The sequence below is a fragment of the Adlercreutzia sp. ZJ141 genome (genome assembly GCF_011038965.1).
In the GTDB taxonomy this organism is placed as follows: Bacteria; Actinomycetota; Coriobacteriia; order Coriobacteriales; family Eggerthellaceae; genus ZJ141.
This window is the reverse complement of sequence record NZ_JAAKEB010000004.1, coordinates 106837-132211: the sequence shown is the minus strand read 5'-3', so window position 1 is coordinate 132211 and position 25375 is coordinate 106837. Positions and strand designations below refer to the sequence as shown.

Annotated in this window: 19 protein-coding genes; 7 read left to right on the top strand and 12 right to left on the bottom strand. The window is 57.1% G+C overall.

Annotated features, from left to right (window positions below; translation table 11 throughout):
- Positions 1 to 75 precede the first annotated feature (75 nt).
- The 3 genes from selB to G7Y44_RS02705 all read left to right on the top strand — a co-directional run bounded on the left by selB (position 76) and on the right by G7Y44_RS02705 (position 3820).
- Positions 76 to 1998 carry a selenocysteine-specific translation elongation factor gene (selB, locus tag G7Y44_RS02715; RefSeq protein ID WP_165043309.1) on the top strand — a complete coding sequence of 641 codons (1923 nt, stop codon included), beginning with the start codon at positions 76 to 78 and terminating at the stop codon, positions 1996 to 1998.
- Positions 1999 to 2119: 121 nt separating this feature from the next.
- A complete protein-coding gene (locus G7Y44_RS02710) occupies positions 2120 to 2974 on the top strand; it encodes a radical SAM protein (protein ID WP_165247340.1) in 855 nt (284 codons plus the stop codon).
- Positions 2975 to 3139: 165 nt separating this feature from the next.
- On the top strand, positions 3140 to 3820 hold the full coding sequence (locus tag G7Y44_RS02705) for a TetR/AcrR family transcriptional regulator (protein WP_165247338.1): 681 nt from the start codon (positions 3140 to 3142) through the stop codon (positions 3818 to 3820).
- A 123-nt stretch (positions 3821 to 3943) separates the two neighbouring features.
- On the opposite strand, the gene grdD is transcribed toward G7Y44_RS02705, so the two are convergent.
- The 6 genes from grdD to mazG form a co-directional block, all read right to left on the bottom strand.
- On the bottom strand, positions 3944 to 5089 hold the full coding sequence (gene grdD, locus G7Y44_RS02700; RefSeq protein ID WP_165247336.1) for a glycine/sarcosine/betaine reductase complex component C subunit alpha: 1146 nt from the start codon (positions 5087 to 5089) through the stop codon (positions 3944 to 3946).
- A 12-nt stretch (positions 5090 to 5101) separates the two neighbouring features.
- Entirely contained in the window at positions 5102 to 6640 is a 1539-nt protein-coding gene (gene grdC / locus G7Y44_RS02695) for a glycine/sarcosine/betaine reductase complex component C subunit beta (RefSeq protein ID WP_165247334.1), read from the bottom strand.
- A gap of 154 nt (positions 6641 to 6794) precedes the next feature.
- Positions 6795 to 7265, bottom strand: a complete 471-nt coding sequence (gene grdA, locus G7Y44_RS02690; RefSeq protein ID WP_165043319.1) for a glycine/sarcosine/betaine reductase complex selenoprotein A — start codon at positions 7263 to 7265, stop codon at positions 6795 to 6797.
- A 120-nt stretch (positions 7266 to 7385) separates the two neighbouring features.
- Complete coding sequence (gene trxA / locus G7Y44_RS02685) at positions 7386 to 7703, bottom strand: thioredoxin TrxA (protein ID WP_165043320.1); 318 nt, start codon at positions 7701 to 7703, stop codon at positions 7386 to 7388.
- 60 nt (positions 7704 to 7763) lie between these two features.
- Entirely contained in the window at positions 7764 to 8711 is a 948-nt protein-coding gene (gene trxB, locus G7Y44_RS02680; RefSeq protein WP_165043322.1) for a thioredoxin-disulfide reductase, read from the bottom strand.
- A gap of 278 nt (positions 8712 to 8989) precedes the next feature.
- Positions 8990 to 10084, bottom strand: a complete 1095-nt coding sequence (gene mazG, locus G7Y44_RS02675; protein WP_371807452.1) for a nucleoside triphosphate pyrophosphohydrolase — start codon at positions 10082 to 10084, stop codon at positions 8990 to 8992.
- A gap of 11 nt (positions 10085 to 10095) precedes the next feature.
- Here mazG and G7Y44_RS10375 point away from each other — a divergent pair, with 11 nt between their 5' ends.
- Positions 10096 to 11088: a TrmH family RNA methyltransferase gene (locus tag G7Y44_RS10375; RefSeq protein WP_241159155.1), complete on the top strand. Its 993-nt coding sequence runs from the start codon at positions 10096 to 10098 to the stop codon at positions 11086 to 11088.
- A 133-nt stretch (positions 11089 to 11221) separates the two neighbouring features.
- On the opposite strand, the gene htpG is transcribed toward G7Y44_RS10375, so the two are convergent.
- From htpG to lysA, 6 genes are all read right to left on the bottom strand, one after another.
- Complete coding sequence (htpG, locus tag G7Y44_RS02665; protein WP_165247332.1) at positions 11222 to 13168, bottom strand: molecular chaperone HtpG; 1947 nt, start codon at positions 13166 to 13168, stop codon at positions 11222 to 11224.
- A gap of 217 nt (positions 13169 to 13385) precedes the next feature.
- The gene (locus tag G7Y44_RS02660) at positions 13386 to 14900 is read right to left on the bottom strand and encodes a zinc-ribbon domain-containing protein (protein ID WP_165247330.1); all 1515 of its coding nucleotides are present in this window, start codon (positions 14898 to 14900) and stop codon (positions 13386 to 13388) included.
- A 140-nt stretch (positions 14901 to 15040) separates the two neighbouring features.
- Entirely contained in the window at positions 15041 to 15709 is a 669-nt protein-coding gene (locus G7Y44_RS02655; RefSeq protein ID WP_165247328.1) for an HAD family hydrolase, read from the bottom strand.
- 201 nt (positions 15710 to 15910) lie between these two features.
- The gene (gene pyrE, locus G7Y44_RS02650; RefSeq protein WP_165247326.1) at positions 15911 to 16591 is read right to left on the bottom strand and encodes an orotate phosphoribosyltransferase; all 681 of its coding nucleotides are present in this window, start codon (positions 16589 to 16591) and stop codon (positions 15911 to 15913) included.
- A 34-nt stretch (positions 16592 to 16625) separates the two neighbouring features.
- The gene (locus G7Y44_RS02645; protein ID WP_165247324.1) at positions 16626 to 17945 is read right to left on the bottom strand and encodes a homoserine dehydrogenase; all 1320 of its coding nucleotides are present in this window, start codon (positions 17943 to 17945) and stop codon (positions 16626 to 16628) included.
- 280 nt (positions 17946 to 18225) lie between these two features.
- Positions 18226 to 19581, bottom strand: coding sequence for a diaminopimelate decarboxylase (lysA, locus tag G7Y44_RS02640; protein ID WP_165247322.1), 1356 nt, complete (start codon positions 19579 to 19581; stop codon positions 18226 to 18228).
- 448 nt (positions 19582 to 20029) lie between these two features.
- On the opposite strand from lysA, the gene G7Y44_RS02635 reads away from it, so the two are divergent.
- The 3 genes from G7Y44_RS02635 to feoB all read left to right on the top strand — a co-directional run bounded on the left by G7Y44_RS02635 (position 20030) and on the right by feoB (position 25313).
- On the top strand, positions 20030 to 21364 hold the full coding sequence (locus G7Y44_RS02635) for an AAA family ATPase (protein ID WP_165247320.1): 1335 nt from the start codon (positions 20030 to 20032) through the stop codon (positions 21362 to 21364).
- Positions 21364 to 22014, top strand: coding sequence for a hypothetical protein (locus tag G7Y44_RS02630; protein ID WP_165247318.1), 651 nt, complete (start codon positions 21364 to 21366; stop codon positions 22012 to 22014). Before G7Y44_RS02635 ends, G7Y44_RS02630 begins: the two co-directional genes overlap by 1 nt.
- 887 nt (positions 22015 to 22901) lie before the next feature.
- Positions 22902 to 25313, top strand: coding sequence for a ferrous iron transport protein B (feoB, locus tag G7Y44_RS02625; protein ID WP_241159154.1), 2412 nt, complete (start codon positions 22902 to 22904; stop codon positions 25311 to 25313).
- The last annotated feature ends 62 nt before the right edge of the window (positions 25314 to 25375 follow it).

Sequence of the window (25375 nt, the reverse complement as noted above, 5' to 3'; positions counted from 1 at the left end):
TCCATCCCAATCGACTTTGTCATCTAGCATGGGGCGAAGCCACAATCGGCTTATCCAGACAGGAGGATCGACCCTATGAGCACGAACGACGCACCCAACCTGATACTTGGAACCGCCGGGCATATCGACCACGGCAAATCTTCGCTCATTCTAGCACTCACCGGCGTTGATCCCGACCGCCTTGCGGAGGAAAAGAAGCGCGGCATTACCATCGAACTCGGATTTGCCCAACTGACACTGCCCGACGGCCGCACCATGGGCGTCATCGACGTGCCGGGACACGAGAAGTTTGTGCGTCAGATGATAGCGGGCGCAACCGGTATCGACGTTGCGCTGTTGGTAATAGCCGCCGACGATGGCATTATGCCGCAGACTACCGAACACATTGCGGTACTGCAAACGCTCGGCGTGCGTTCGTGCGTAGTGGCGCTGACGAAAATCGACATGGTCGAAGAGGAATGGCTCGAGCTGATGACCGAAGACGTACGTGCGTTTTTGGCTGCAACCCCTTATGCCAATGCCCCCATCGTTCCTGTTTCGAGCCGTACCAAACAGGGCCTTGAAGACGTTCGGGAGGCCATAGCGGCCGCATGCACGGAAACGCAGGCACTGCACACGGGCGAGAGCATGCGCCAACCTGTCGATCGCGTGTTTACCATCAAAGGATCGGGAACCGTGATTACCGGAACGCTGTGGAGCGGAACTGTTCGCCCCGACGATGTGGTGGAAATACTGCCCTCAGGAAAGCGCTGCCGCATTAAGTCAGTGCAGATGCACGGGTCTGACGCCCCACTCGCACAGGCAGGCAATCGCGTGGCGCTTAACCTCAACGACGTGAAGACCACCGAAATCCGACCGGGCGATTTCCTGGCAACGCCGGGACTTATCGAGCCGACAACTCGCTTCGACGCCCAGTTCACCTATCTGGACACCGCCAAAACAGGACGCCCGCTGGAAAGCGGCGCACGAATGCACATCGCACATGGCACGAAAGAGGTTATCGGGCGCGTGCTTTTGGCAGATGGACTCAAGCAACTTGCCGCTGGTATGACAAGCTACGCGCAGATTCGCCTGGAAGAACCGCTGCCGGTATCGATGGGTGATCGCTTTATCGTGCGCACGTACTCCCCCGTGCACGTTGCGGGCGGCGGGCAGGTGCTGCTGGCACACCCGCGTCACCGCACAAACCTGCATGGCGAGCAGCTTGTACTGGATGCCCTAACCGACGACAATGTGCAGGCGGCCGTGGAAAACGCACTCGGCCTGCAACCGCAGCCCGTGACCACGCACGACCTCGCGCGCTTCTTCGGTATGGACAGCAACCTCATGGGCGCGTATCTGAGCGCCGCTGTCGAATCGAAGCGCGCGGTTGCGCTTGGAGACACAAGCGAGTACTTCACCTCCCCCGCTACCAAAAAACGTGCGATGGGGCAGATCGAGCGCACACTCATCGAGTTCCACAGCGCTAACCCAGCAGAACCGGGCATGACGAAAGAAGCCCTGAGACAGCAGTGCTTCCCGCGCATGGACGCTGCCTGTTTCGGCTTTCTGCTCGACGAAGCCACCGCTGCAAACATCGCAGTTGCACAAGGCGGACTGATCGGCCACCCGAGCGCCCAGGGAGCACAACAGAAAATCGAAAAACAAGCAGCGGAAAAGCTGCTCACCTGTTTGCGCGAACATGCCGCCACACCGCCCACTTTGAGCGAACTGGCACACGAAGTAAGCGTTGAGCTGCCGCTTGCTCGGCGAGCGATGGCGCGTCTTGCGCAAGAGGGCGCAGCATATCGCGTGTCGAGCGAGCTCTTCTACGATGGCGCGTTCGTTGACGCCTGCAAGCAGCGCATGGCCGCTCACTTCCGAAACGGCGGCGACGGCTCGGTCGGATCACTCAAGGATATTGTCGGCGCAAGTCGCAAATTCGCCGTGCCTCTGCTGGAAGCGTTCGACGCCGAAGGCTTCACGGTGCGTGATGGCGATGCGAGGCGACTGAAGTAACTAAGGGTCTATAATGCAGTAAAACGCCGTCGGAAAGCAGGAGGGAAAGCGAAATATCTCCTGCGGTTCTTGGGAGTATAATGCAGTAAAACGGCACTGGGAAACGGGGGCGAGTCGCACCATGGATTACGAGGGACGTATTTGCAATACCCCAGCGGAGAAGGCTTCATTCAAGCTACCGGTTTCTGTGGGCTGTTCCTACAACGCCTGCATGTTCTGTGGCCTGTTCAAGCATCTGCGTTTCCGCGAGCTACCTCTTTCCCAGATTGAAGACGAACTCATTCGCGTGAAGTCCGTTGGCGGCAAGCCAAAGCGGGTTATGCTCGGCGACGGTAATGCATTCGACTTGCCTTTTGAGCGCCTGCAAGCTATTTTTGATCTTATTCACCAGCACCTTCCCTCATGCGAGAGTATCTGTGCCGACGCAACGGTGACGGCCATCCTCCGCAAAACCGACGAGCAATTGACGCACCTTGCAAACGACGGGCTTACTATGCTCTACATCGGTGTGGAATCCGGGCTTGATGACGTGCTATCCTTCATGCGGAAAGATCATAACAACACCGAATGTCGCGAGGCCACTGAGAAGTTACATCGCGCTGATATCGACTTCGGAGCTCATATTATGACTGGCGTTGCGGGGGCCGGACGAGGCATCGAGAACGCTGAAGCGACTGCCCACCTGCTGAACGAAACCCGACCCACCTACATTTGCAACTTCTCGATGATGGTCGGCTTCGAACGCACGCCGCTTGACATGGCAGTACAACACGGTGAATTCATCCCCGCAAGCGAGCTTGAATCGCTCGCCGAAGAGCGACACCTTATCAGCAAGCTGAGTATTCCCGTTCGCTACGACGGCTTTCACGACAACATTGCAGTGCGTGTGCGCGGAACACTACCAGATGACCGCGATCGCATTTTGTGCGATCTTGATCACCGCATAACGGAAGAAACTGCGCGCCTCGGTCACTGAGCGACTTGTGAGCCAACGTGTCCAGTAAAGCAGCCTATCAGCTCTGATCATACGCATAAAGACGTTTGCTACAGAATGTCACTCTGTTATAATTCGACTATTATACATTTTCTTTAACATTGCTCAGTCATAGGCTGAGCGTGTTTACAAGGGCGGTGGGCATACATGGGGAGGGTTAAATATTCACCTGAAGCGCGAAAGAAAATCGTCGCGTCGTTCGTGGAGGCAACAGCACACATCATCGAGAATGAAGGTCTTGATGCCGTGTCTATCCGCAAAGTCGCTTCGCAAGCAGGCTACAGTAGCGCAACCATGTATTTGTATTTCAGGGATCTTGACGAACTGATAACCATGTCGTCGATCAGCTATTTGCGCGATTATCTGAGTGAGCTTGCCGCCGATGCCGAAACCATGCAAACCGCCGAAGCTGAGTACTTGCACACATGGGAGCTCTTCTGCAAGTACTCGTTCGCAAACGCGCCCATTTTCTTGCACCTATATTTCAAGGATCACAACGACTCTTTGGGCGACATCATCAAGGAATACTATTCGGTGTTCCCCAACGAGCTTGATAAAATCAGCGGAGCAGTGCTGTCGATGCTACTTTCGGGCGACCTGTACGAACGTACCATCAAAGTGCTCGAACCATACGCCGCCGAACTGGGGTTTTCAGCCGACGAAGCAGCTTTGATCAACGAAATAACCATTGGCTACTATCGCACACTACTGGAAAGCTTCCTTTCACGAGAAGCGACGCCCGAAAATATCGAGAGCACCACTGAACGTTTCATTAGCGCAACGCGCTTCATTCTAGAAAACGGACGCCACAGCGAAGAAAAGGCGTAACGGCCCCTGGGAAACCAGTAGAAAAGTGCATGTCACACGCACGTGCACTCAAAAAAGGAGGTCGGCTCGTGTCCGACCTCCTTTTTAATTCAAGCAATGTCGCCTGACTGGCTGTGCGGCTGCTTAGCCGACGTAACCGGCAGCCTTCAGAATTTCAACCGCCTTCTCGTAGTTGGCGTCACTCATCATAACGAGCGGACCGGTGCAGCCCATGCCCGACTCAGCGTAGATGCCAGCCTTCCACAACTCCTGCACGGCGTCTTCAAGGTCCATGACCTCAATGCCGGGAATGCTCGAGGTGCAGGGCTCCGCAGGCGGTGCCTTAACCTCTTCAGCGGCGGCCTTCGGCTGCGGCTTGCGCTTGGCGATAGCCTCGGCAAGACCAGCCTTCTCGGCAGCGGCAAACTCGGCTTTTGCGATGGCGAACACGCCGTTGCGCACCAGCTCGCCTGCGAACTGCAAAGCGTTGGCCAGAACCGGGGCACCCGAAGCGCGGGACACAATGAGCACCAGCTTCTCGTAGCCTTTGCCAATGCCCGGGCCATACCCGAAGCCGGTTGCCTCGAAAGAACCGCCCGTATTGAACGACGACAGCATCTTGGTGAGCACGTTGCCCGTCAGCGAGTCGGTAACCAGCACGTCCGGCGTGCCCTGCAGCACGTCGTTACCGCGCAGCACGCAACCGCCATCAGCGCGCGTGGACTCGGCGAAGGTGATGTCGTAACCGTTGTCGGCTAGTTCCTTCAGCGCCATCTCGGTTTGGCGAGCGCCATCGACGTTCAGGATGCCAACCGTGGGATGTGCGATGCCGCACGACTTCGCAACGATAATGCCGTAGATGGCGTTTAAGATCATGCCCTCGATGCGCTCGGCGCTCGACGTGCCCGTGGTGTTGGCGATGAACATTTCCTTGCCGCGAGCCGGCGTGATAGCACGGCCAACGGTGCTCACACCGATGGGGAACGGGTAGTGCATCGTAACAGCACCATCGATCTCGCCGCTATCGAGCAGCTCATCCATCTTGGCATGACCCTCTTCGTCATCGGCCACATGAATGGTGGTGACCGACGGATCCTCGAACGAGCCGATATACTGCACGTCGACACCCTTGGCGGCAGCGAGGGTGGCCGCAAGCATCGAGTTTTCCTCGCCGTGCTCGCTACCCATGCCCGTCAGTGCAATCTTGGGACGCTTGCCGAAGTTGCCGATCTCAATGCCGTCGGCCATCTCCAAGAAGATGTCCGCGACTTTCTTTTCCAGTGAGCTCATACGCGGCCCCCTTTATTCGGCGTCGGCGAGCATGCTCTGGGCGAACTCGCGCATCGCACGTGCAACCATGCCGCGGATCTCATCCTCGTTCACCGCCGTGGCTTCCTGCTCGCCGCTGTTCTTCTGGATGACGAACGAAGTGCCGTCGAACAAGTTGGTCAAACGACCCAGGAACAGCGAGCCCTTGCCGATGATCATGGCACGCTGGATGTCGCCGTCGAGGATCATGTCGCGGATAAAGCCGATGGAGGGCACGCCCGAGGGGATGTGGCCCTGCGTGGGAGCAAAGCCGGTGATGCCGCGCTCCTTGGCGAAGTTGGCCATATCAGCCTTCTCGATAGCGCCCTTCTTCACGCCCAGAGCGGCGATCATCTTGTAGTTGGCGGCAGGAACGTCACCAGCGCCAGCGGGCTTGGTGATGTCGGGGTTCTGCATCTCGGGAGAGAAGCGGTCAATATCGGTGATGGCCAAGCCGTTCTTCTCCAACGGATCATACACGAGACTCTGGATAACAGCCTGCGGTGCGGAACCGGTGCCTACGGAATGGCGACCGATGATGTCGAGATTGATCTCGGGGTTCACGCCATCGTTAGCGGTGAGCACAACGGCGAAGCCACCCAGCATATCCTCGAGAATAGGCAGACCCTTCTTCACATGGTCCTTGCCGTTCATGCCCAGCTTGGCGGTGCAGCCGCCAGCGGTGACAGCAACACACTTGTACGCACCGGACTGAACGAGGGCAGCGGCCTCAATGAGTGCGTGCGAGGGGCCGGCGCAGAAGCCACGGGAGTCGGAACCAGAGGCGCTTGCCAGGCCGGCGATCTCAGCAGCAGCCTTGGCGAAGTTGCCGCCGCCACGCTGGTTCATGTCGCCGCATGCCTCTTCGCAGCAGTCGATAACATACTCGATGTCGGCCTTCTCGATACCAGCGGTTTCAACAACCGTCAGCAGCGCCAGCACGGAGGACGCCTTGGCAACCAGATTCTCAAGCATGGTGTGAGCGTTCAGGTTGACGTCGATGTCATGGGCGCGCTTCACGCAACCGACCAGCTTGCCATCAAACGACAGCGGCTCGGCATGCTCGTTCTCAACGAGGTCGGCAACAACGCTGGCCTCAACGCCGTCCTTCACGCGAGCGACGATGGTCTCGTCGATGACCTTGTTGGCGGCGAACGCTTCTTTCGCACCGGCAACGAACTCGGCATCGAGTTCCACCAGGTCGAACACGTCGCAGGCCTGCAGCAGCAGGTAGAATTCATCTTCGGGCATCATCTGGCCGAATTTGCCGTAACGGTCAGCCACGTCGCAGGTTTCGTTGCACCACGGCTCCGCAACGTCACGCAGCTCATCGGGAGTCTTGTTGCCAATGTAGACCTGGTTCGGCCAGTACGACAGCACCTGATCGAAGGTGCGCAGATGGCTCGGCAGCTCCTTCAGATACTCGCTGTCGGGATTGACCACGCGCTCGGTGGTCTGCGTGGTGCCGTTTTCGATCACCATGTCGGGCGTGTGAACCAGCACGTAGCCGGTTCCCTTAATTACACATTTCATTTCTACCTCCGCGAAACGAGGATCGATGACAAAGTCGAAAAGGTAGACCCGAAATATGCCCCGGGCTTCCATAGACTGCCACCGGCCCGCAACTACATCCAATCAAGCTGAAGCGACGACTTGCGCCGCCGCTTCAGCCCTTTACGCATCCGTCTTAGTACTTGCAGAACTCAGAGCGGATGTCGGTCATCTCGGAGACGATATCGTCAACATCGAGAACCATTTCCATCATACCAACCTGATCTTCGTAGACGTCAGCGTCGACTTCTTCCTTGATCTCAGGCTCGCAGATGTGATAGCAGGCGAGTCCCAACTGGACTCCCGTCAACGGACCAGCGAACGTCGGGTCGCCCGCCTCCACTGTCTCAGCAGCGAGGCCGGCAGCTTCTCCCTCAGCCGCGCCCACGATAACAACAACGTTTTCGGGGCCGAACTGCTCGGAGAATTCCTTAACCCTCTTCTGGTTCTCCAGGTCCATTGCACCGGCTGCCGTTCAGACAAAGCACTCCGTTGAGGAGAATACAACCTCGCCACCGGCAGTCTCGACGCAGGCAGAAATCGCCTCGCCGGGTACGCCGTCGCGATCGCCGATAACGACAACCTTCTTATTGGCCAAAATGCTCATTTTCCCTCCTCTCTCTACTACTCGTGTCTTATGGTTCTTTATGCTTCAGACGCTGACAATCAGCGACCGAATCACCGCTGTAACGCGAATGCGCTCAACTGTAACACGTAAACGCAACGCTTAGATATGACGCTTAATCATTTCCTCAACGTTCTCAGGGGTGGCGTCATCCTTGACGAGCTCTTCGATCTTCTGGCCGTTCTCGTAAATGGCGATAGTGGGAAGGCCCAGCACCTGCTGGCCGATAGCCACGCGGCGAGCCTTCGAGGTGTTCATGGAAGTGAACTTCATCTTGTCGCCATACTTCTCGGCAAAGCCGTGTACGTGCGGCATCAGCGCAGCGCAGGGCACGCAGCCGTCGCCGTAGAAGTCAACCAGAACCTTGCCCTCAGCCTGCAGAACCTCGGGCTCAAACGTCTTCTTATCCACATCAAGCATGTTCGTCTCCTTCTTCTTGATCTGTGGTTACTCACAAGCGCTTCGCTTGCTTATCCCGTCTTACTCTTGCTCGTTGATGTACTTCTCGGCCTGCATGGCGGCGATAGCACCGTCAGCAGCGGCCGTAACAACCTGGCGCAGCGTCTTCTTGCGCAGGTCGCCGGCGGCGAACACGCCGGGGATGTTGGTGTGCATGTTGTCGTCGGTAACCACGTAGCCGCGCTCCATGTCGATGATGCCCTCGTACAGATCGGTGCCGGGGATCATGCCCACGAAGCCGAACAGACCGAAGATACCGTCATCTTCGTCAGCCTCGATGGTGGTCAGCTCGTCGGTCTTGGTATTGCGCACGACCATCTTGGCCAGAACGCCTTCGTCGCCGCCAACCTCGTCAACCACGGTGTTCCACATGAAGTCGAGACCCTCGCACTTGAATGCCTTCTCCTGGATGGACTTGGCAGCGCGCAGCTCGTCGCGGCGATGGATGAGGGTAACTTTGCGGGCGAACTTGGTGAGATACATTGCCTCTTCAACCGCAGCGTCGCCGCCGCCGACAACGTACACCTCAAGATCCTCGAAGAAGTTAGCGTCGCAGGTGGCGCAGAAGGAAATGCCCTTGCCCACGAACTGCGCTTCGTTCTTGCAGCCGATGGGGCGGGGATGAGCACCCGTTGCCAGAATGACGGTCTTGGCGCAGTACTCGCCCTTCACGCAGGTAACGCGCTTGACGTCGCCCTCAAGGTCAACGGCGGTGATGGTATCGCTCACGCGCTCGCAGCCGAACTTAGCGGCCTGCTCGGTCATGCGGGCAACCAGGGAAGCGCCGGACTCGTCAATGTCGACGCGCTGGCCGGGATAGTTCTCGATCTCGTCGGTAATGGCGATCTGGCCACCGTCCTGAGACTTCTCGATAATGAGCGTGGAGAGCCTGCTGCGGCCCGCATAAAGGCCGGCCGTCAGACCCGCCGGGCCCGCGCCCAAGACAATGACATCGTAAACGTTTTCCATACCCTACCTCATCTCTCTGTTCAAGGTTTCGAGCTAACCGGTATTCGTAGTATGGGAGTCGAAGCTCACACGCACGACACCGGCCCCATGATAGCGCACTCGCGAACGCACTTCAAGAACGGCGCCGCGCGCACTGATCGCGGTTATTGTATCACCCTCGACACAACTTCACACGCGTAACCGTGATTTTTCGCTATTTCGGGCAGTTGAAGCCCCCGAAATCCCCGAAATAGCACAACTTGAACTGATCGCGGTAATCTTGAGAAGCAACATAATGCCTATGACAGGAGCTTCGAGGTGTCCCACAGCTCGTCGAGCTTGTCGAACGAAAGGTCCTGCACGCGTGTGCCTTCTGCCGCCGCCGCACCTTCCATGAACTCCCATCGGCTGCGGAATTTGCGACAGGTAGCGCGCAGCGCCGATTCAGCATCGATGCCCATCTTGTTCGCCACACGGATGAGGCTGAACAGTACGTCGCCGAACTCGACCTCGGCGGCCGCCACGCGATCGGCAGCATCGGATTCAGCGCAGGCGGACGCATCCATCTTGCCGTTGCCAGCCTTGGGAGCGGCAGCGTACGCCTCGTTAAGCTCGCCAATTTCTTCATACACCTTGTCCCACGTTTCGGCAACATCACCCCATTCAAACCCGGCCGATGCCGCCTTACGCGCGATCTTTTGCGCCTGCATGAGCGCGGGAAAGCTTGCCGGAACGCTGGCGAGCAGACTTTCCGGAACACGGGCCTCCCCTGTCTGCGACCCGGCACCTGCGGCCTTCTCTGACAGCTTCACCTGATCCCACAGATCGAGCACCTCTGCGGCGCTGCCGGCGTTCACGTCGCCGAACACATGCGGGTGCCGGCGAATAAGCTTGTCATTTACGTCGGCGCACACGTCGTCGATAGTAAACTCACCCGCGTCGGCGGCTATCTGGCTGTGCAGTACCACCTGAAGCATCACATCGCCAAGTTCTTCGCGCAGATGGGAAACGTCTTTCGACTCAATGGTGTCAACGGCCTCATAGGCTTCTTCGATCATGTTGTGTGCAATGCTGGCGTGGGTTTGCTCGCGATCCCACGGGCACCCGTCAGGCGCACGCAGCGCCGAAACCGTAGCGACGAACTGGTTGAACGCCGGATGATTCACCGGATTCTGCACGCGCTCCATCGCGCTTTGCAACTGCTCGCCTTGCTCGTCGCCTCGCTGGTTGCGCGCATCCTCCATGCCGTTTTCCACCTTGTCAGTTTGCCCATTCATGCCGTGCCCCTTTCCCACCGTGCGCTTCATTGCCGTATCGGCCGCCATTATAATGGAATCACCCGACGTGCGGCAGGTCGTTGACGAACGCTGGGCGGCACCGCAGCACCGAACCACGAAGGAGAACCATGCCCGTACTCCACGTAAGCACACTTGATGACCCCCGCCTCGACGCGTATGCGCGCCTGACCGAAGCGCAACTGCGCAACAAACTGGAGCCTGAAAAGGGCCTGTTCATCGCTGAATCGGGCAAGGTGATTGAGCGGGCGTTTTCAGGTGGGGCGCAACCGCTATCGCTTTTGATGGAGGAAAAGTGGCTCAAATCCCTCGAGTCACTGATCACACGCATGGAAGCCCACTACCCCACCATGCCCGTGTTCGTAGCACCGCACGATGCGCTACAAGAGCTGACCGGTTTCGAGCTGACCCGCGGGGCCTTAGGCGCGTTCCGACGGCCCGCATTGCCCAGTGTTGAAACGGTGGTGGAAGGCGCACGGCTTATCGCGGTGCTAGAAAACGTAACGAACCACACCAACGTAGGGGCCATCTTCCGGTCGGCCGCAGCGCTCGGCGTTGACGCCGTGCTCGTAACGCCTGAATGCTACGACCCGCTGTACCGACGCGCCGCGCGCGTGAGCATGGGTACCGTGTTCCAAGTTCCCTGGACGCGCATCGGTTGCACCGGCCATGTGCAGCATTGCGAAACGGACGCACCGAAAACAAAACACCACGCCGACGGCACTGTCAACGACACTGATGCTGCAAGCCAGCTTCCTGCGCTAGCGACAGCCCGCACGAGAAAGCGCTCTCCTCTCTCAAACAAAGACGCCCATACACTGGGAAAAAGCGCCTGGGCAACCAGTGGGATTCCTCAGCTGAAGCAGCTTGGTTTCACCACAGTAGCGCTCGCGCTTTGCGACAATTCGGTGAGTTTGGATGACGCGCGCCTTGCCACCTGCGAGAAAATAGCCCTGGTGCTGGGAACCGAAGGTGATGGCCTCGCGCCCGAAACCATCGCCCAATGCGACTTCACCGTGCGTATTCCCATGGCGCATGGGGTCGATTCCTTAAATGTGGCCGCCGCCAGCGCCGTTGCCTTCTGGGAGCTCCGAAAGCGGTAGAAGCCACCCACACGTAAGCTACCCACGCGCAAGCAAAACAAACGCAAGGGCTGCGAAAACCCGGTTCGCAGCCCCTCCATGCACCCTACTATTTGGCCTAATAGTTGGGAAGATCATAAACCATTCGAACCGTTTAGATCATCAGCTCCGATACCGCTTGCGAGAACGCCAGCGGATCGTCAACTGGGAGTCCTGCCATCAGCAACGCCTGGCCATACAGCAGATCGGTGTAGGCGCGTACCTTGTCGGCGTCCCCCGAATCCTGTGCGGTCTTCAGCGCTTCAAACACTGCGTGCTTGGGGTTTACCTCCAGCACACGCTGCGACTTCATGCCTTCAGCGTCGGGCGTGCCGGCAAGCGTCTTCTCCATTTCAATGGAGATGGGGCCTTCCGACACCAGACACACCGGCTCGTCGGTAAGGCGAGCTGACACAGCCACCTTTTCCACCTTGCCGTCAAGGGCACTGGTCATAGCCTCGAAGAGGTCTTTATTGTCTTCAGTGATAGCTTTTGCCGCTTCCTTTTCCTCTTCGGTGGAAATGTCAAGGTCGGCATCGGCCACACTCTTGAACGGCAGCGGTGCCGCGGGCTCAGCATCGTCGGCGTCGTCGGTCTTCGGCGCTTCGTAGCCGTACATCATCTGGAACGTGAACTCGTCGACATCCTGCGTGCACAGCAGCACGTCGTAGCCCTTCGACAGTACCGTTTTTACCGCCGGCATGTTCTGCAGATGCTCCACCGAGTCGCCCGCAGCGTAGTAGATGGCATCCTGTCCCTCAGGCATGACGGCGGCATACTCGGCCAGTGTGACCTGCTTCTGCTGCTTGGCAGAATGGAACAGCAGCAGATCGGCCAGCGGATCGCGAGCCTGACCATAGGTGGCATAAATGCCGTACTTCAGGCCGCGGCCGAAGTTCTCGAAGAACTTCTCATAAGCTTCACGGTCGTTGTCGCGCATATTCTGCAACTCGGAAGTAACCTTTTTCTCAACGCGTTTGGCGATAGCGCGCAACTGGCTGTTCTGTTGCAGCGTTTCGCGCGAAATGTTCAGCGTAAGGTCTTGGCTGTCAACCACGCCACGCACGAAGTTGTAATAGTCGGGCAGCAGGTCTTCACACTTTTCCATGATAAGCACGTTGGAACTGTACAGCGCCAAGCCCTTCTGGTAGTCCTTGCTGTAGAGGTCCCACGGAGCCTTGCTCGGCACGAACAGCAACGCATCGTAAGACAGAGCGCCTTCGGCGTGGATGGTAGTAACGCGAGCAGGATCGGCGAAGTCGTGGAACTCGGATTTGTAGAACTCGTTGTACTCTTCGTCGGTAACGTCGGACTTGCGGCGCTTCCAGATGGGAATCATGGAGTTGATGGTTTCAAGCTCGGTGTAGCTTTCGCGCTGCGGCACGTAGTCGTCACCAGCGTCGTCGGGCTTGGGTAACTCGCGACTCTTCGTCACGTTCATCTGCACAGGATAACGCACGTAGTTGCTATAGCGCTTGATGAGACTCTTCAGGCCGTATTCCGACAAGAACGTGTCGAAGCTCTCGTCGTCGGTGTCGTCCTTCAGCGTGAGAATGACGTCAGTGCCGTGCGTATCGCGCTCGGCAGAGGTGATGGTGTAGCCCTCGATGCCGTCGCTTTCCCACGCCCACGCTTCGTCGGTGCCAAAGGCGCGTGACACCACGCGCACGCGCTTAGCCACCATGAACGACGAATAGAAACCTACGCCGAACTGGCCGATGATGTCGACGTCGCCGCCCTGTGCCTCGTCGTTTTCGGCCTTGAACGCCATGCTGTCGGAATGCGCGATGGTACCTAGGTTCACATCGAGGTCGTCCTTACCCATGCCGATGCCGTTGTCGGACACGGTGACAGTGCGCGCATCCTTGTCAAACGACACACGAATGGCCAGGCTATCCTTGTCAAGCTGCACGGTGTCGTCCGTAAGACTGCGGAAGTATAGCTTGTCAACCGCGTCGGAAGCGTTTGATACGAGCTCGCGCAGGAAAATCTCGCGATTCGTGTAGATGGAGTTGATCATGAGGTCGAGCAGCTTCTTGCTCTCGGTTTTAAACTTGCGCATGAACGCCTTCCTTTCAGTATGTTTAGCACTCACAGCCTTCGAGTGCTAATCGAGAAGGATTGTACCGCACGCGCATCATGCGTCAAGTTTGTCGAGCGGCGCGTTCATGGAAGGTTCATAGCACCGGGTCCCCTTCTTCGAAGAGGACCCGTGGCGATAGCTGATCTGTGGTACTGCATGCGATGCGATTGGCGAAACCTCTGACTCGAACTGGCGATTAGAAGATGTCATACATGCTGTATACGTACTCTGCTTCTTCCAGGAAGGATTCTTCCTCAACCACCCAGGAATCGCCCTTCTTATCAAGCTCGAAGCACAGGAAGTACTCCTCTGGGGTCGCCTGCGTCTTGGCGTTTTCCAGGAACTCGGCAAGCTTTGCCTTCGCTTCCTCGTCACTGGCCACGCCGCCTTCGCTCTGATTGAACGCGTCAACCTGCTCACCCACTGAATCTATGAGCGCATTGATCGTGATGCATGATGTGTTAGCAAATGCCTCGGCATCAACACCGTCCACATATACGCCATCGGTATCGAGCTCGCACTGAATCGTACCAACGCTCCACTTCACCAGCTCGGTCGGATCGACGCCGATGTCGGTGAGACTGTAGTCGAACCAGCTCTTAAACTCGGCATCGGCCTCGGCTGCCATAGCCTGGATCATGACGTCATCGGGATTCTTCAGGCGATCGAGCCCTGCCTGTGCGGCTTCGGTTGCTGCTTCGGTTTCAGCGTCGACCGTACCGGATTCGAACGAGGTCACAGGCGCAGCGGTGTCCTCAACGTTGATATCGCTTATGTCGGCTGCAGTGCAGGAGATAACAAGTATGAAAACTATAAGGATCGCCGAAATGACAGATCCGATGATGCCGCAGATCTTGCCTGCTTTCGCCCTGCCATCGGGACCGAACTTCTTCGTGTACTGCGACGACAGCACGATGGCGATAATACCGAACAGCAAACTGCCCAGCACGATAGAAATGATGCCGAGCACCAGCGACGCCGTCGCCTTGCCGCGACCCTTGCCGTCGTTGTTCATCTGCGAGTAAGGAATGGGCTGCTGAGGCATGCCGCCATACGGGGGCATGCCGGACGGCCCAGGCGCAGCGCCGTACGGAGGCATGCCACCGGGTTGCTGGGGTACACCACCTGGTTGTTGAGGCGCTCCGTAGGGAGGTTGACCAGCGGGCATTCCCTGCGTCGGCTGCGGGGGCGCGTAAGGGCCACCCACCGGCGCGCCATAGGGGTTCGTGGGTTGCTGCGGTTGCTGGAGTTGCGGGATCGGAGGCTGTTGCGGTTGCGGGACCGGAGGCTGTTGCGGTTGCGGGACCGGAGGCTGTTGCGGCTGCTGCGGAGCCGGAGGCGCGCCGTAGGGGCTCGCAGGGAAGGCGCCGCCCTGACCAGGCTGGGCAGGATAGCCACTCGGCGCGACGGGAACACCGTACGGAGAAGACACCGGAGCAGCAGGCTCAACGGGAAACACGGGAACCGCAGGAGCTGCGTCGTCGACGGGAGCCGCAGGTTCGACGGATTCCGCCGGCACAACCGGCTCGACAGACTCGATGGGCTCCGTCGGCAAGGCCGGCTCGGCGGGAGCCACGGGTTCGGGTATAACAGAATCGCTTTCGGACACCTGACCTGCAGCGTCGCGAGCAACAGGCGTTCCACAAATCGGACAGAACGCCACATCATCAGCAAGCGTGCGCCCGCAGTGGGAACAGTTGATGTATCCCATGGTTTCTCCTAACTTAGAAGTGCCGGAATATCGGTTCTTTCAGTATAGCAACCATTCAGGCGCTCCAACCAAGCAAAAACGTCCAAGATGCTTTTTCGGTACAGCAACACAAAGCACAGCACGCTCACCTGTCAGCTACGTTATTCAGGGAAGCGTTCGCTGTTTAGTTCGTGGAAGCTGCGCACGGTGCGGTCGGCGGCGCTAAGCAACTGCTCATAGGTTCCCGACAAGTCGCAGTCGTACACGCCTACCGTGCGGTACCCGGCCGTGCGCAGCGTGTCGAGCGCGTAGGCGGCATCCTCGAAGCCGAACGTACAATGGCGCGGCATGCCCAGCGATTCCCGCGCGCAATCGTACACGTGCGGCTCGCGCTTTGAATGTCCCACGTCGTCAACCGACACTACCGCCCGCATATATGGTGCGAAACCAGCATGCTCAATGCCTGCGCGCAGAAGTGCGGTCGGCGTGGACGAGGCAACCGCCATGGGTACCCCACGCGCGGCGAGCGCTTGCACGAATTCGAGCGCCCCGGGGCGCGGCTTCGCGCGGTTTCCGTAGAAGTCAGCCATAAACTCATCAACAAGATCGAGCACATCCTGCGGTGAGTTGCCTACCCCAAGCTGATCGTGAAAGAAATCCCCTACCTCGGGCAACGTGAGCGTTGTTATGAGGTCGGTCTGCTCCTTCGTTAGCTTAACGCCCGCAAGGCGTGCCAGCTCATCTTCGACCTCGCGCCATGCAACCATGGAGTCGATAAGTGTTCCGTCGCAATCAAAGACACAGCCGAACTCGACAGGGGTTTCGGACATGGGGTATCCTTTCCGCAGTGCACTCGGTGCAGCGTACCTGTTGAAGCGCACCTGATGCAATTCACCTGGTGCGTCTCACCTCGTGTAGAGCACCTGACACAGCACACTCAAACCAACAGTTGAGCTAACACACGAAGGCGTGTCGCAAGGACTTATCAAACAACCCTTGCGACACGCCAAAACTTCTCGAGCGCAAACTTGCTATTCTCTCGCTCCGTACTGTTCGTAGTAAGCATCAATGGCGGCTTTTGTAGCATCATCGATAACCACACGACCTTGCACTTCGCGGTTGTGTAAGTACTCGGTGACCTCAGCCATGTTCACGATTGACGCGCACGGGAATCCGTATTTTTCCGACACCTCGTCACATGCGCACTTCACGCCGCCCTTGCCCACTTCCATGCGATTGAGCGACACCATAAGCCCCTTGATCTCGATGTTTGCGGCACCAGTGATAATAGGGTGCGTTTCATCAATGGACTTGCCTGACGTGGTTACATCCTCGACCATAACCACGCGGTCGCCATCCTGTAAAACGTATCCCAGTAGGTTGCCGCCCTCGCCGTGATCCTTCGCCTCCTTGCGATTGGAGCAGTACTTCACTTCCTTGCCGTACAGCTCGTGATACGCCATGGCGGTGATAACGCTTAACGGAATGCCTTTGTAGGCAGGACCAAATACCACGTCGAAATCGTCGCCAAAATTCTCGTGGATAGCGCGCGCGTAATACCGGCCCAAACGATGTAGCTGGTCACCGGTTACGTACGCGCCGGCGTTCATGAAAAACGGGCTCTTGCGGCCGCTCTTCAGCGTAAACTCGCCGAACTTCAGCACGTTGCTTTCGACCATGAACTCGATGAATTCCTGCTTGTACTGTTCCATGAAAACCCCTCTTGAACGCGTTGTTACTATCTTCCTAGTTGTCCATTACACCGCGGCTCCACGCGTCAATGTCCTCCACGCGGATGACGCTGGCCACTTCGCGCACCACATCGAGCGCTTCGAGGTCGGCAATGGCTGCTTGCAGATTGCGCTCCTGCGCGATGTGCGTCACATACACAATAGTGGCGCTTTCGTCAGCTCCGTCGTGCTGACTCATGTTGGAAATAGAGATGTCGTTATCGGCGAACACGCGTGTGGTCTGCGCCAACACGCCGCTCGTGTTGTCGACCGTCATGCGGATGTAGTAACGTGTGTGCAAATCGAGCATGTCGCGCACTGGCAAGTTGGCATCGAAGGGTTCGGCTTCAGGTACGGGAGCTATACCATGAGACAGCGGATCGGCCAACGCTAGGATGTCGCCCACCACCGCGCTTGCCGTGGGGAACGCGCCGGCACCGGCGCCGTAGAACATGGTTTCACCCACTGCATCACCAACCACAAACACAGCGTTCATAGCACCGTTCACGCTGGCTAGCTGGTGGTTTACCGGAATCATGGCAGGGTGCACGCGAACATCAACCCCAGTGGGAGTGTTGCGCGCGATGGCAAGCAGCTTGATGGCGTAACCGAAATCGGCCGCCTGCGCCATATCCTCGGCTGACACGTTGCGAATTCCCTGCATGTACACGTCGTCGGTGACCACACGCGTACGGAAGCCAATGGATGACAGGATGGCGATTTTGGACGCGGCGTCGAAGCCGTCGACATCGGCCGTGGGGTCGGCTTCTGCATAACCGGCCGCTTGAGCCGCCGCTAACACCTCGTCAAACCCCAAGCCCTCGTTTGCCATGCGCGAAAGGATGTAGTTCGTCGTGCCGTTCATAATACCGGCGATGGTAAGGATACCGTTGCCCGACAGATCATGCTCGAGCGCATGCACCACGGGGATGCCACCTGCCGCCGCAGCCTCGCAGCGCAGTTGTACACCGTTTTCAGCGGCAAGAGCTGCCAGATGCTCCACATGACGGCCAAGCAGTGCCTTATTGGCAGACACCACGTGCTTGCCCGACGTGAAGGACTCTTCGAAGATTTCGGTTGCGGGATGTTCGCCACCGATCACTTCAACCACGATGTCGATATCGGGGTCGGCCACCACATCATGCCAGTCGAACGTGAACTGCTCGGCCGAAATGCCCAGCTCATCCAGACGCGAGTCCTCGCGCGCGCACGCGCGTTTGATGCTGAGATCGATGCCGTAATTGGCCAGGTAGTCGTCGTGATGTTCGTTAATGAGCCTCGCAACTCCGCCGCCTACGGTGCCCAAGCCGATGATTCCTACGTTGATCGTGCGCATGCGCGCCTCCTTGCTTTTCGGGAAATGCTGCGTATGGCTAGTCATTGTAGTGGAAAAAAACGCATGCGACCATCGCGCGGGGAAACAACCTACCACGAACACTCGATCGAAGCGACGACTCTTGCACGACTCTTGCACGGGCGCGGATCACACACCAAGAAAACGTACGATGGGCGCGTCGAGCACACTCCTGGAAAGCACAGGACGAGCGCGCCCCTTCCGAAACGCGCCCGCCCTATACGCTTTTACTAGTGTACGCCTTTCGATGGCCTACGCTTTCCTAAATGTCGCGGCCGTAAATGTCGTCGTAGGTTTCGCGACGTGTGACAACGCGGTAGCTTCCGTCCTTCACGAACGCGATACCAGGCTTCGGTTGACCGTTGTAGTTCGACGACATGGTGTAGCAGTACGCGCCCGTGCCGAACACAGCAACGATGTCGCCTACCTCGGCCTGCTGCAGCGGCATGTCGGTTACCACCGCATCGCCACTCTCGCAGTGCTTGCCCACCAGCGTGATGATCTGCGTGCGCGGCTGATCAGCCTTGTTCGCCACCGTGGGTTCGTAGTTCGCGTGGTACAGAGCGGTGCGCACGTTGTCGGACATGCCACCGTCGATGGCTACGATGTTGCGAATTCCCGGCAGCGTTTTCAGCACGCCCACCGTGTACAACGTCAGCCCCGCCGTGGCCACCAAGCTGCGTCCGGGCTCCACCGACAGATGCGGCAGCGCAACGTGATACTTCTCGCAGCTTTCCTTCACTGCACCCGTAGTGAGCTCGGCAAACTGCTCGATGGTAGACGGCGTATCGTCAGCGTTATAGGCAACACCCAAGCCGCCTCCCATGTCGAGTTCAGAAAGCTTGCAGCCGTAACCCTGCTCGATGCGCGCCATGAGCTCGACCATCACGTCAACTGCCTCGCGGAACGAATGCAGCGCGAAAATCTGTGACCCAATATGGCAATGCAGGCCAACCAGCTTTACGTTCGGCGCGTCGAGAACCGCGCGCACGCTGTTGTACGCAAAATCATCGCGCATGGTGAAACCGAACTTGCTGTCCTCGCAGCCTGTGCGAATGTACTCGTGCGTGTCGGCCTCGACACCCGGTGTCACGCGCATGTACACCTGCTGTTCAACACCGAGTTCGCCTGCTATCTGGGAAATGCGCTCAAGTTCGTAGGGACTGTCGAGCACAATGCGGCCAACACCTGCAGAAATGGCCTCGCGAAGTTCAAGCGGCGTTTTGTTGTTGCCGTGCATGACCACACGCTCGGCAGGAAACCCTACCGACAGTGCACACGCGAGTTCGCCACCACCCGACACATCGAGCCACATGCCCTCCTGCGCAGCGATGCGCGCGGCTTCCTTATTCAGAAACGCCTTGCTGGCATAGATAATGCTGCTTGCCGGGTAATTCGCGGCAAACGACTCACGGTAGCGACGCATGCGGCTTCGCATGTCAGTCTCGTCCATCACGTAGAGCGCTGTACCCTCCGTGCGGGCCAGTTCAACCATGTCGACACCGCCCACGAACAGGTGACCGTCGCGCACCTCGGCCGTTAAGGGAAGTGCAGCTCCTAAATCCATAGTGGTGCGGTTGTCCGCCTTCTTACTCAAATCAGGTGCCGGTAGAGACATAACGTGGTCCTTTCATCGACGCGACCCTGCGCGCCCGCGCATTCAAGCATGCGAACGCATGCACTCATTGATCGCGCACAGTGTACCATCACAAGCGTCGCACCGCTTTGCAAGCGCGTTAAAAGTGCGAGGGAGAAAACCTGAAGAGAGCTTAGGAAAACTGGTGTCAACCTTAAGCACACCGGAGAAGAACTTGAAGACGCCACTTTTCACGAGATGCGAGATTTGAAGCGCGGAAAGTGGCATCACCCTTGCATTGCGCTTAGTAATTCAACTAGCAGCTCTGCCTCCATTATGCTACAAATAGTACAAGGTAGAATCATAAGATAGATCTTGAACTGGCTATATATTGGAATAGAGATATTGCAATGTACATTTAAGTACAAGGATAGTATACTCTTGGACTGCGCATCTAGAATCATCCCGGGTTCGCATCAAGGAGGCTGACATGGAGTTTCTGAGCATAACGGTAGGTGGCTTTCGTAACCTTAAAACAACAAGGGTCGTTCTCAACAAGAGCATTACGTCACTTGTTTCCACCAACAACTACGGAAAATCGAATTTCCTCGACGCCGTGGCGTTCGGGGTTCAGTTTATGAACTCGACCCCACAGACACGTGTGAGAATGATGGGGGACGAGAGCTGCATGCCTCTCGTGTCGGAACTCGACATGAATGACTTCACGTTCGAAGTCGAATTTCACTCGCCTGAACTAGGCGAGTACCAGTTCGTGCGTTACGGGTTCTCATTCGCGTGGCGCCGTGATGACGGAAGCGGAGAGCGCGTAACCGGTGAGACAATTGAGCTCAACTACAAGCGTGGCGGGAACTGGTCCTCATATCTGAAACGGAACATCGGGAAATATCGCCCTGGGCATTCAACTCAAAGGTGCACGCGAAAAATCAACCTTGACTTGAACCAGCTTGCAATTGATGTACTCACCGCTATTGACAGCATTGACATCAACCCCGCGATCCGTGCGATTCGCGACCTCAAGTATGGAGCATGCTACCCCCTTAGTACAGACGGTATCATGGATGACTACCCCCTCGAGCTTGCGGGCCAGGAGAGCGGTGTTTTCTCACTCGCAGAGCGAGATCTCCCGCATTCTTTGTTTGAGTTGAAGAAGAAATACCCCAGCAAATATGATGAGTTCCAGAGCATCGTCTGCGAGCTTTTCCCGGAAATCGTCAACATCGACGTCGTATCATCGCAGCTACAGCCCGAGCAAAAACAACAAATCGCGGATCGGACACAGCAGTTCCAAGAAACGGTGTCGTCAGATTCCGATACCCCGGTTCCCTACCGTATACGCGACGAGGTGTATAGGATATTCGTCACCAGCAGCCATCTAAATCAACCAGTTAGCGTGACTCGCATGTCAGACGGAACCAAGCGAGTCATATGGCTTGTAGCAAGGTCTGTGATGGCTGACATAGCTGGCGTTGGATGTCTCGGCGTCGAAGAGGTTGAGACTGGCATTCACCCCAGAATGATGCAAGACCTCCTAGAATCTCTCCGAGAAGTACTCGGAGAGACCAAGATTATCCTCACCAGCCATTCTCCTCACCTCATTCAATGCCTGCCATTTAACAGCATTTACGTGGGGATACCAAACGATAACGGAGTGGCTTCGTTCGCGACGTTCAAGGTTGATAGCGTTAACGGATTGTCTGACGCAGCATACGACCGTGGCATGTCTGCCGGAGAGTACATCTTTGCACTTATGTCCTCTGGAGAGGACGAAGAGGATATTCTCAAAAGCTTCCTTGAGGTGAGCTGATGGCTAAACAAGGCGATAACGACTACACCAAGGGTCTTGCTTTCGTGGTCGAGGGGTCAACCGAAAGAGTCTTCTATCACGAATATCTTCAATGGTGCTGTAGCAATAAGCCGGGTACCGCGATAGAGCAACTCCCCAATAAGGATTTCGTCATCAGGGCTAAAGACGGTGATATTCTCATCAGGTTCAACGTCAAAGGGTCCGTCAGCTCGGTGCCAAATGCGCTGAACTGGGTCAGGAGCACGTGCCTCTCAACGGACATACCATGGATCGTGGTGCTTTGCTACGATACCGATGGGGACGTATCTCTCAACCTAGACACAAGAGCATGGAGGCGCTTCAGACAGGATCTCGCCAAGATGGGACTTCCCGTAATTGATCTTGCCGCCGATGCGGACATCGAAGACGTCATACTTGTCGATATCGAAGGAGTCAGGAGGTTTCTCGGACTAGGCCCCGACGTTGAACCGCGTGGCAGGAAGGGAAAAGCTAAGCTTAAGAGTTTATATAAGGCAGTTGACGTGACTCGGCCTTACAAATCCGGAGAAAGAGCCCGTAACCTGATCCACAGTTTGTCATTTGATGTCATTGAAGAAAGAGCCCCTATGGGTATCAAAGCCCTGCGGCAAGCCGCATTCGGAACCGATTAGCATTGTGCAAGCCCTGTAATTTTGAGACCAAAAAAGTACGAAGCTCTGCAAAGTATGACCTAATTTATCTGCGTAAATGGCATCCATTAGAACGAACCCTGTACTTTTGAATATGAAGCTAAAGCTCAGGCTGTTGGGTGAGTGCCTTCTTCTTGCCAATGAAAACACGCAAGTCGTTAAACCATCCAGTCAACAGTCCCGTAAAAGACAACGGAGACTATTGCTCCTCCATCACAAGCGAGAATCCCCGTTAATACGAAACGTACATGGGTTTATCTTTTGCAGTGCTACGGATACAATCGACACCGTTGGAGGTGTTCGCTCATGCCGGGTTTGTCTTCTTTATTGAAAGGAGGTGAATCATGAATGCTCGACGTTCTAAACGGCGTGGCCTCGGTGCTTACCATCGTGGGTTTCGTGCTCTGCTGCACGGAGCGATTTGTCACCAGGCGCAAGCGGCAACGTAAGAACGGCCAGCGCTAAGCTGGCCGTTACCCCTTGAGTCGAACGGCAACCCGGCTGGCCTCACAAGCTGCGGGCACCGCTGACGTTTCGAATGGTAGCACAGTCTACCCTTCGAGCATAGAGGTTTCGGGTGCTTCGTCGCCTCATCGACAACGCCTGCGTTATTACCCACAGATCACAGATAAGCCGTTCTTCCCGAACCGCTTTGCAATCGCGCTAAAAGTTAGATGTTGAAAACTTGGGTTCAACGCCATTTTGAGCACGAAGCAAAGGTGCTTTGCGTAGAATATCGCAGGAACAATACGAGCGAGCGACAACGGGCAACAACAGGCGACCACAAACCACAACGGACGACAACAGAAGTCCGCAGACAACAACGGGCACCAACGAGTGCTTGTTTCTGACGACGAAAGATAACCACTGTGACCGACGTATCAGCACCTCAAACGACGCTGCGCGACCTGCCCTTGGGAAGCAGCGCCATTATCACAAGCGTAGGCGGCGAAGGCAGTCTGCGGCAGCATTTCCTGGATATGGGGCTTATTCCCCAAACCTGCGTGACCGCCGTGAAGCGCGCACCTATGGGCGACCCGCTGCAGGTTCGCCTGCATAGCTACGAGCTGACACTGCGTCTGGCCGACGCCGAAAAGATAATCGTCGAGACGCTTCCCTGCCCCCAAACAACCCCTCCTGCCGCGACTCAAATCGCAGCTGCTGGCGGCATATACCCAGGCGGACACCCGCACGAGCGAGAACACCCAGGCTTTGGCGAAGGCGGACGGTTTCACGACAAATCCGCCGAACATCCGCTTCCCGATGACGCCGTGCTCACCTTCGCATTGGCCGGCAACCAGAACTGCGGCAAAACAACCTTGTTTAACCTGCTCACCGGATCGACTCAGCACGTGGGCAACTTCCCCGGCGTCACCGTCGACCGCAAAGACGGCCGCATCGGGCAACACGAAAACACGCTGGTCACCGACTTGCCTGGCATCTATTCCATGAGCCCCTATTCGAGCGAGGAACTGGTAACGCGCGAGTTTTTGCTGGGCGAGCGCCCGCGCGGCATCATAAACATTGTCGACGCCACCAACATCGAACGCAACTTGTATTTGACCATGCAGTTGCTCGAGTTGGACACGCCTATGGTGCTGGCCTTAAACATGATGGATGAAGTGCGCGCAAACGGTGGATCGGTGCTCGTCAACGAGCTGGAGAATCAGCTGGGTATACCAGTCGTGCCCATTAGCGCCGCGAAGAGTGAAGGCACCGAAGAGCTGGTGGCCCATGCGCTTCACGTGGCGCGCTACCAAGAGCGCCCCGAACGACAGGATTTCTGCGAAGCAAGCGAACATGGCGGAGCTGTGCACCGGTGCCTGCACAGCATTATGCACCTTATCGAAGACCACGCCGAACGCGCAGGAATGCCCGTGCGATTCGCCGCGTCGAAACTTGCCGAGGGCGACACACTGGTCGCCGACAAGCTGCAACTCGATCAGAACGAGCGCGAAGCGGTGGAACACGTAATAACCCAGATGGAAGCCGAGCGCGGACTCGACCGCGCCGCAGCCATTGCCGATATGCGCTTCAGCTTCATCAACCGCGTGTGCGCCGCCACCGTGGTAAAACCGACAGAAAGCCGTGAGCATGCGCGTAGCGCGCGCATCGACCGCGTGCTCACGGGCCGTTTTACCGCTATTCCCGCTTTCGTGGGCATTATGCTCGCAGTGTTTTGGCTGACCTTCAACGTAATTGGCGCATTCTTTCAAAACGTGCTGGATGTAGCCATAACTGCGCTCGGAAGCTTTGTGGTGGGCCTGATGCAAGCGGCAGACGTAAACGTTACGCTGCAGTCGCTTGTGGCCGATGGCGTGTTCGGCGGCGTAGGCAGCGTGCTGTCGTTTCTACCCATTATTGTCACGTTATTCTTTTTCTTGTCGCTTCTGGAAGACAGCGGCTACATGGCGCGCGTGGCATTTGTTATGGACAAGCTACTACGCAAAATCGGTTTGTCGGGACGCAGCATCGTGCCCATGCTCATTGGCTTCGGATGCAGCGTGCCCGCCGTTATGGCCAGCCGTACGCTGCCAAGCGAGCGCGACCGCAAACTGACCATTCTACTGACGCCATTCATGAGCTGCTCGGCAAAGCTTCCCATTTATGCGTTTCTAACGGCGGCATTCTTCCCCGAACACGGAGCGCTGATTATGGGTGGGCTGTACTTCCTGGGAATTGCCGTTGGTGTGCTGTGTGCGCTTGTGCTGAAGGGCACGTTGTTTAAGGGCGAGGCAGTGCCGTTTGTTATGGAGTTGCCGAACTATCGCATGCCCGGGGCAAAAAACGTGCGCCACCTGTTGTGGGACAAGGCGAAGGACTTCCTACAGCGCGCCTTCACCATTATCTTTCTGGCAACTATCATCATTTGGTTTTTGCAGACATTTGGTACAAACTTCAACGTGGTTGCCGACTCTTCGCAGAGCATTTTGGCGAATATCGCTGGTGTTACTTCGCCATTGTTCGCACCGATGGGCCTAGACGACTGGCGCATTTCGACCGCGCTGCTGTCGGGTTTCATGGCAAAAGAAAGCGTTGTGTCAACCATATCGGTGCTGTTTGGCAGCACCGATGCGCTGGTCGCCGCCCTTTCGACGCTGTCGGCTTTAGCTCTGCTGGTGTTCTGCCTGCTGTACACACCCTGCGTGGCTGCCATCGCCTCGGTGAAACGCGAGCTGGGTGGCGCATGGGCTGCTTGCATGGTGGTGGCTCAATGTGTGGTGGCATGGGTGTGTGCGTACGGCATCTACCTTACCGGCGCGACGCTCGGCTTTGCGTAGGAGCGTCGCATAGAGTATGTCCCCTTGCGCCTAATTCGCAAAGTGGCCAAAATACAAGGGTT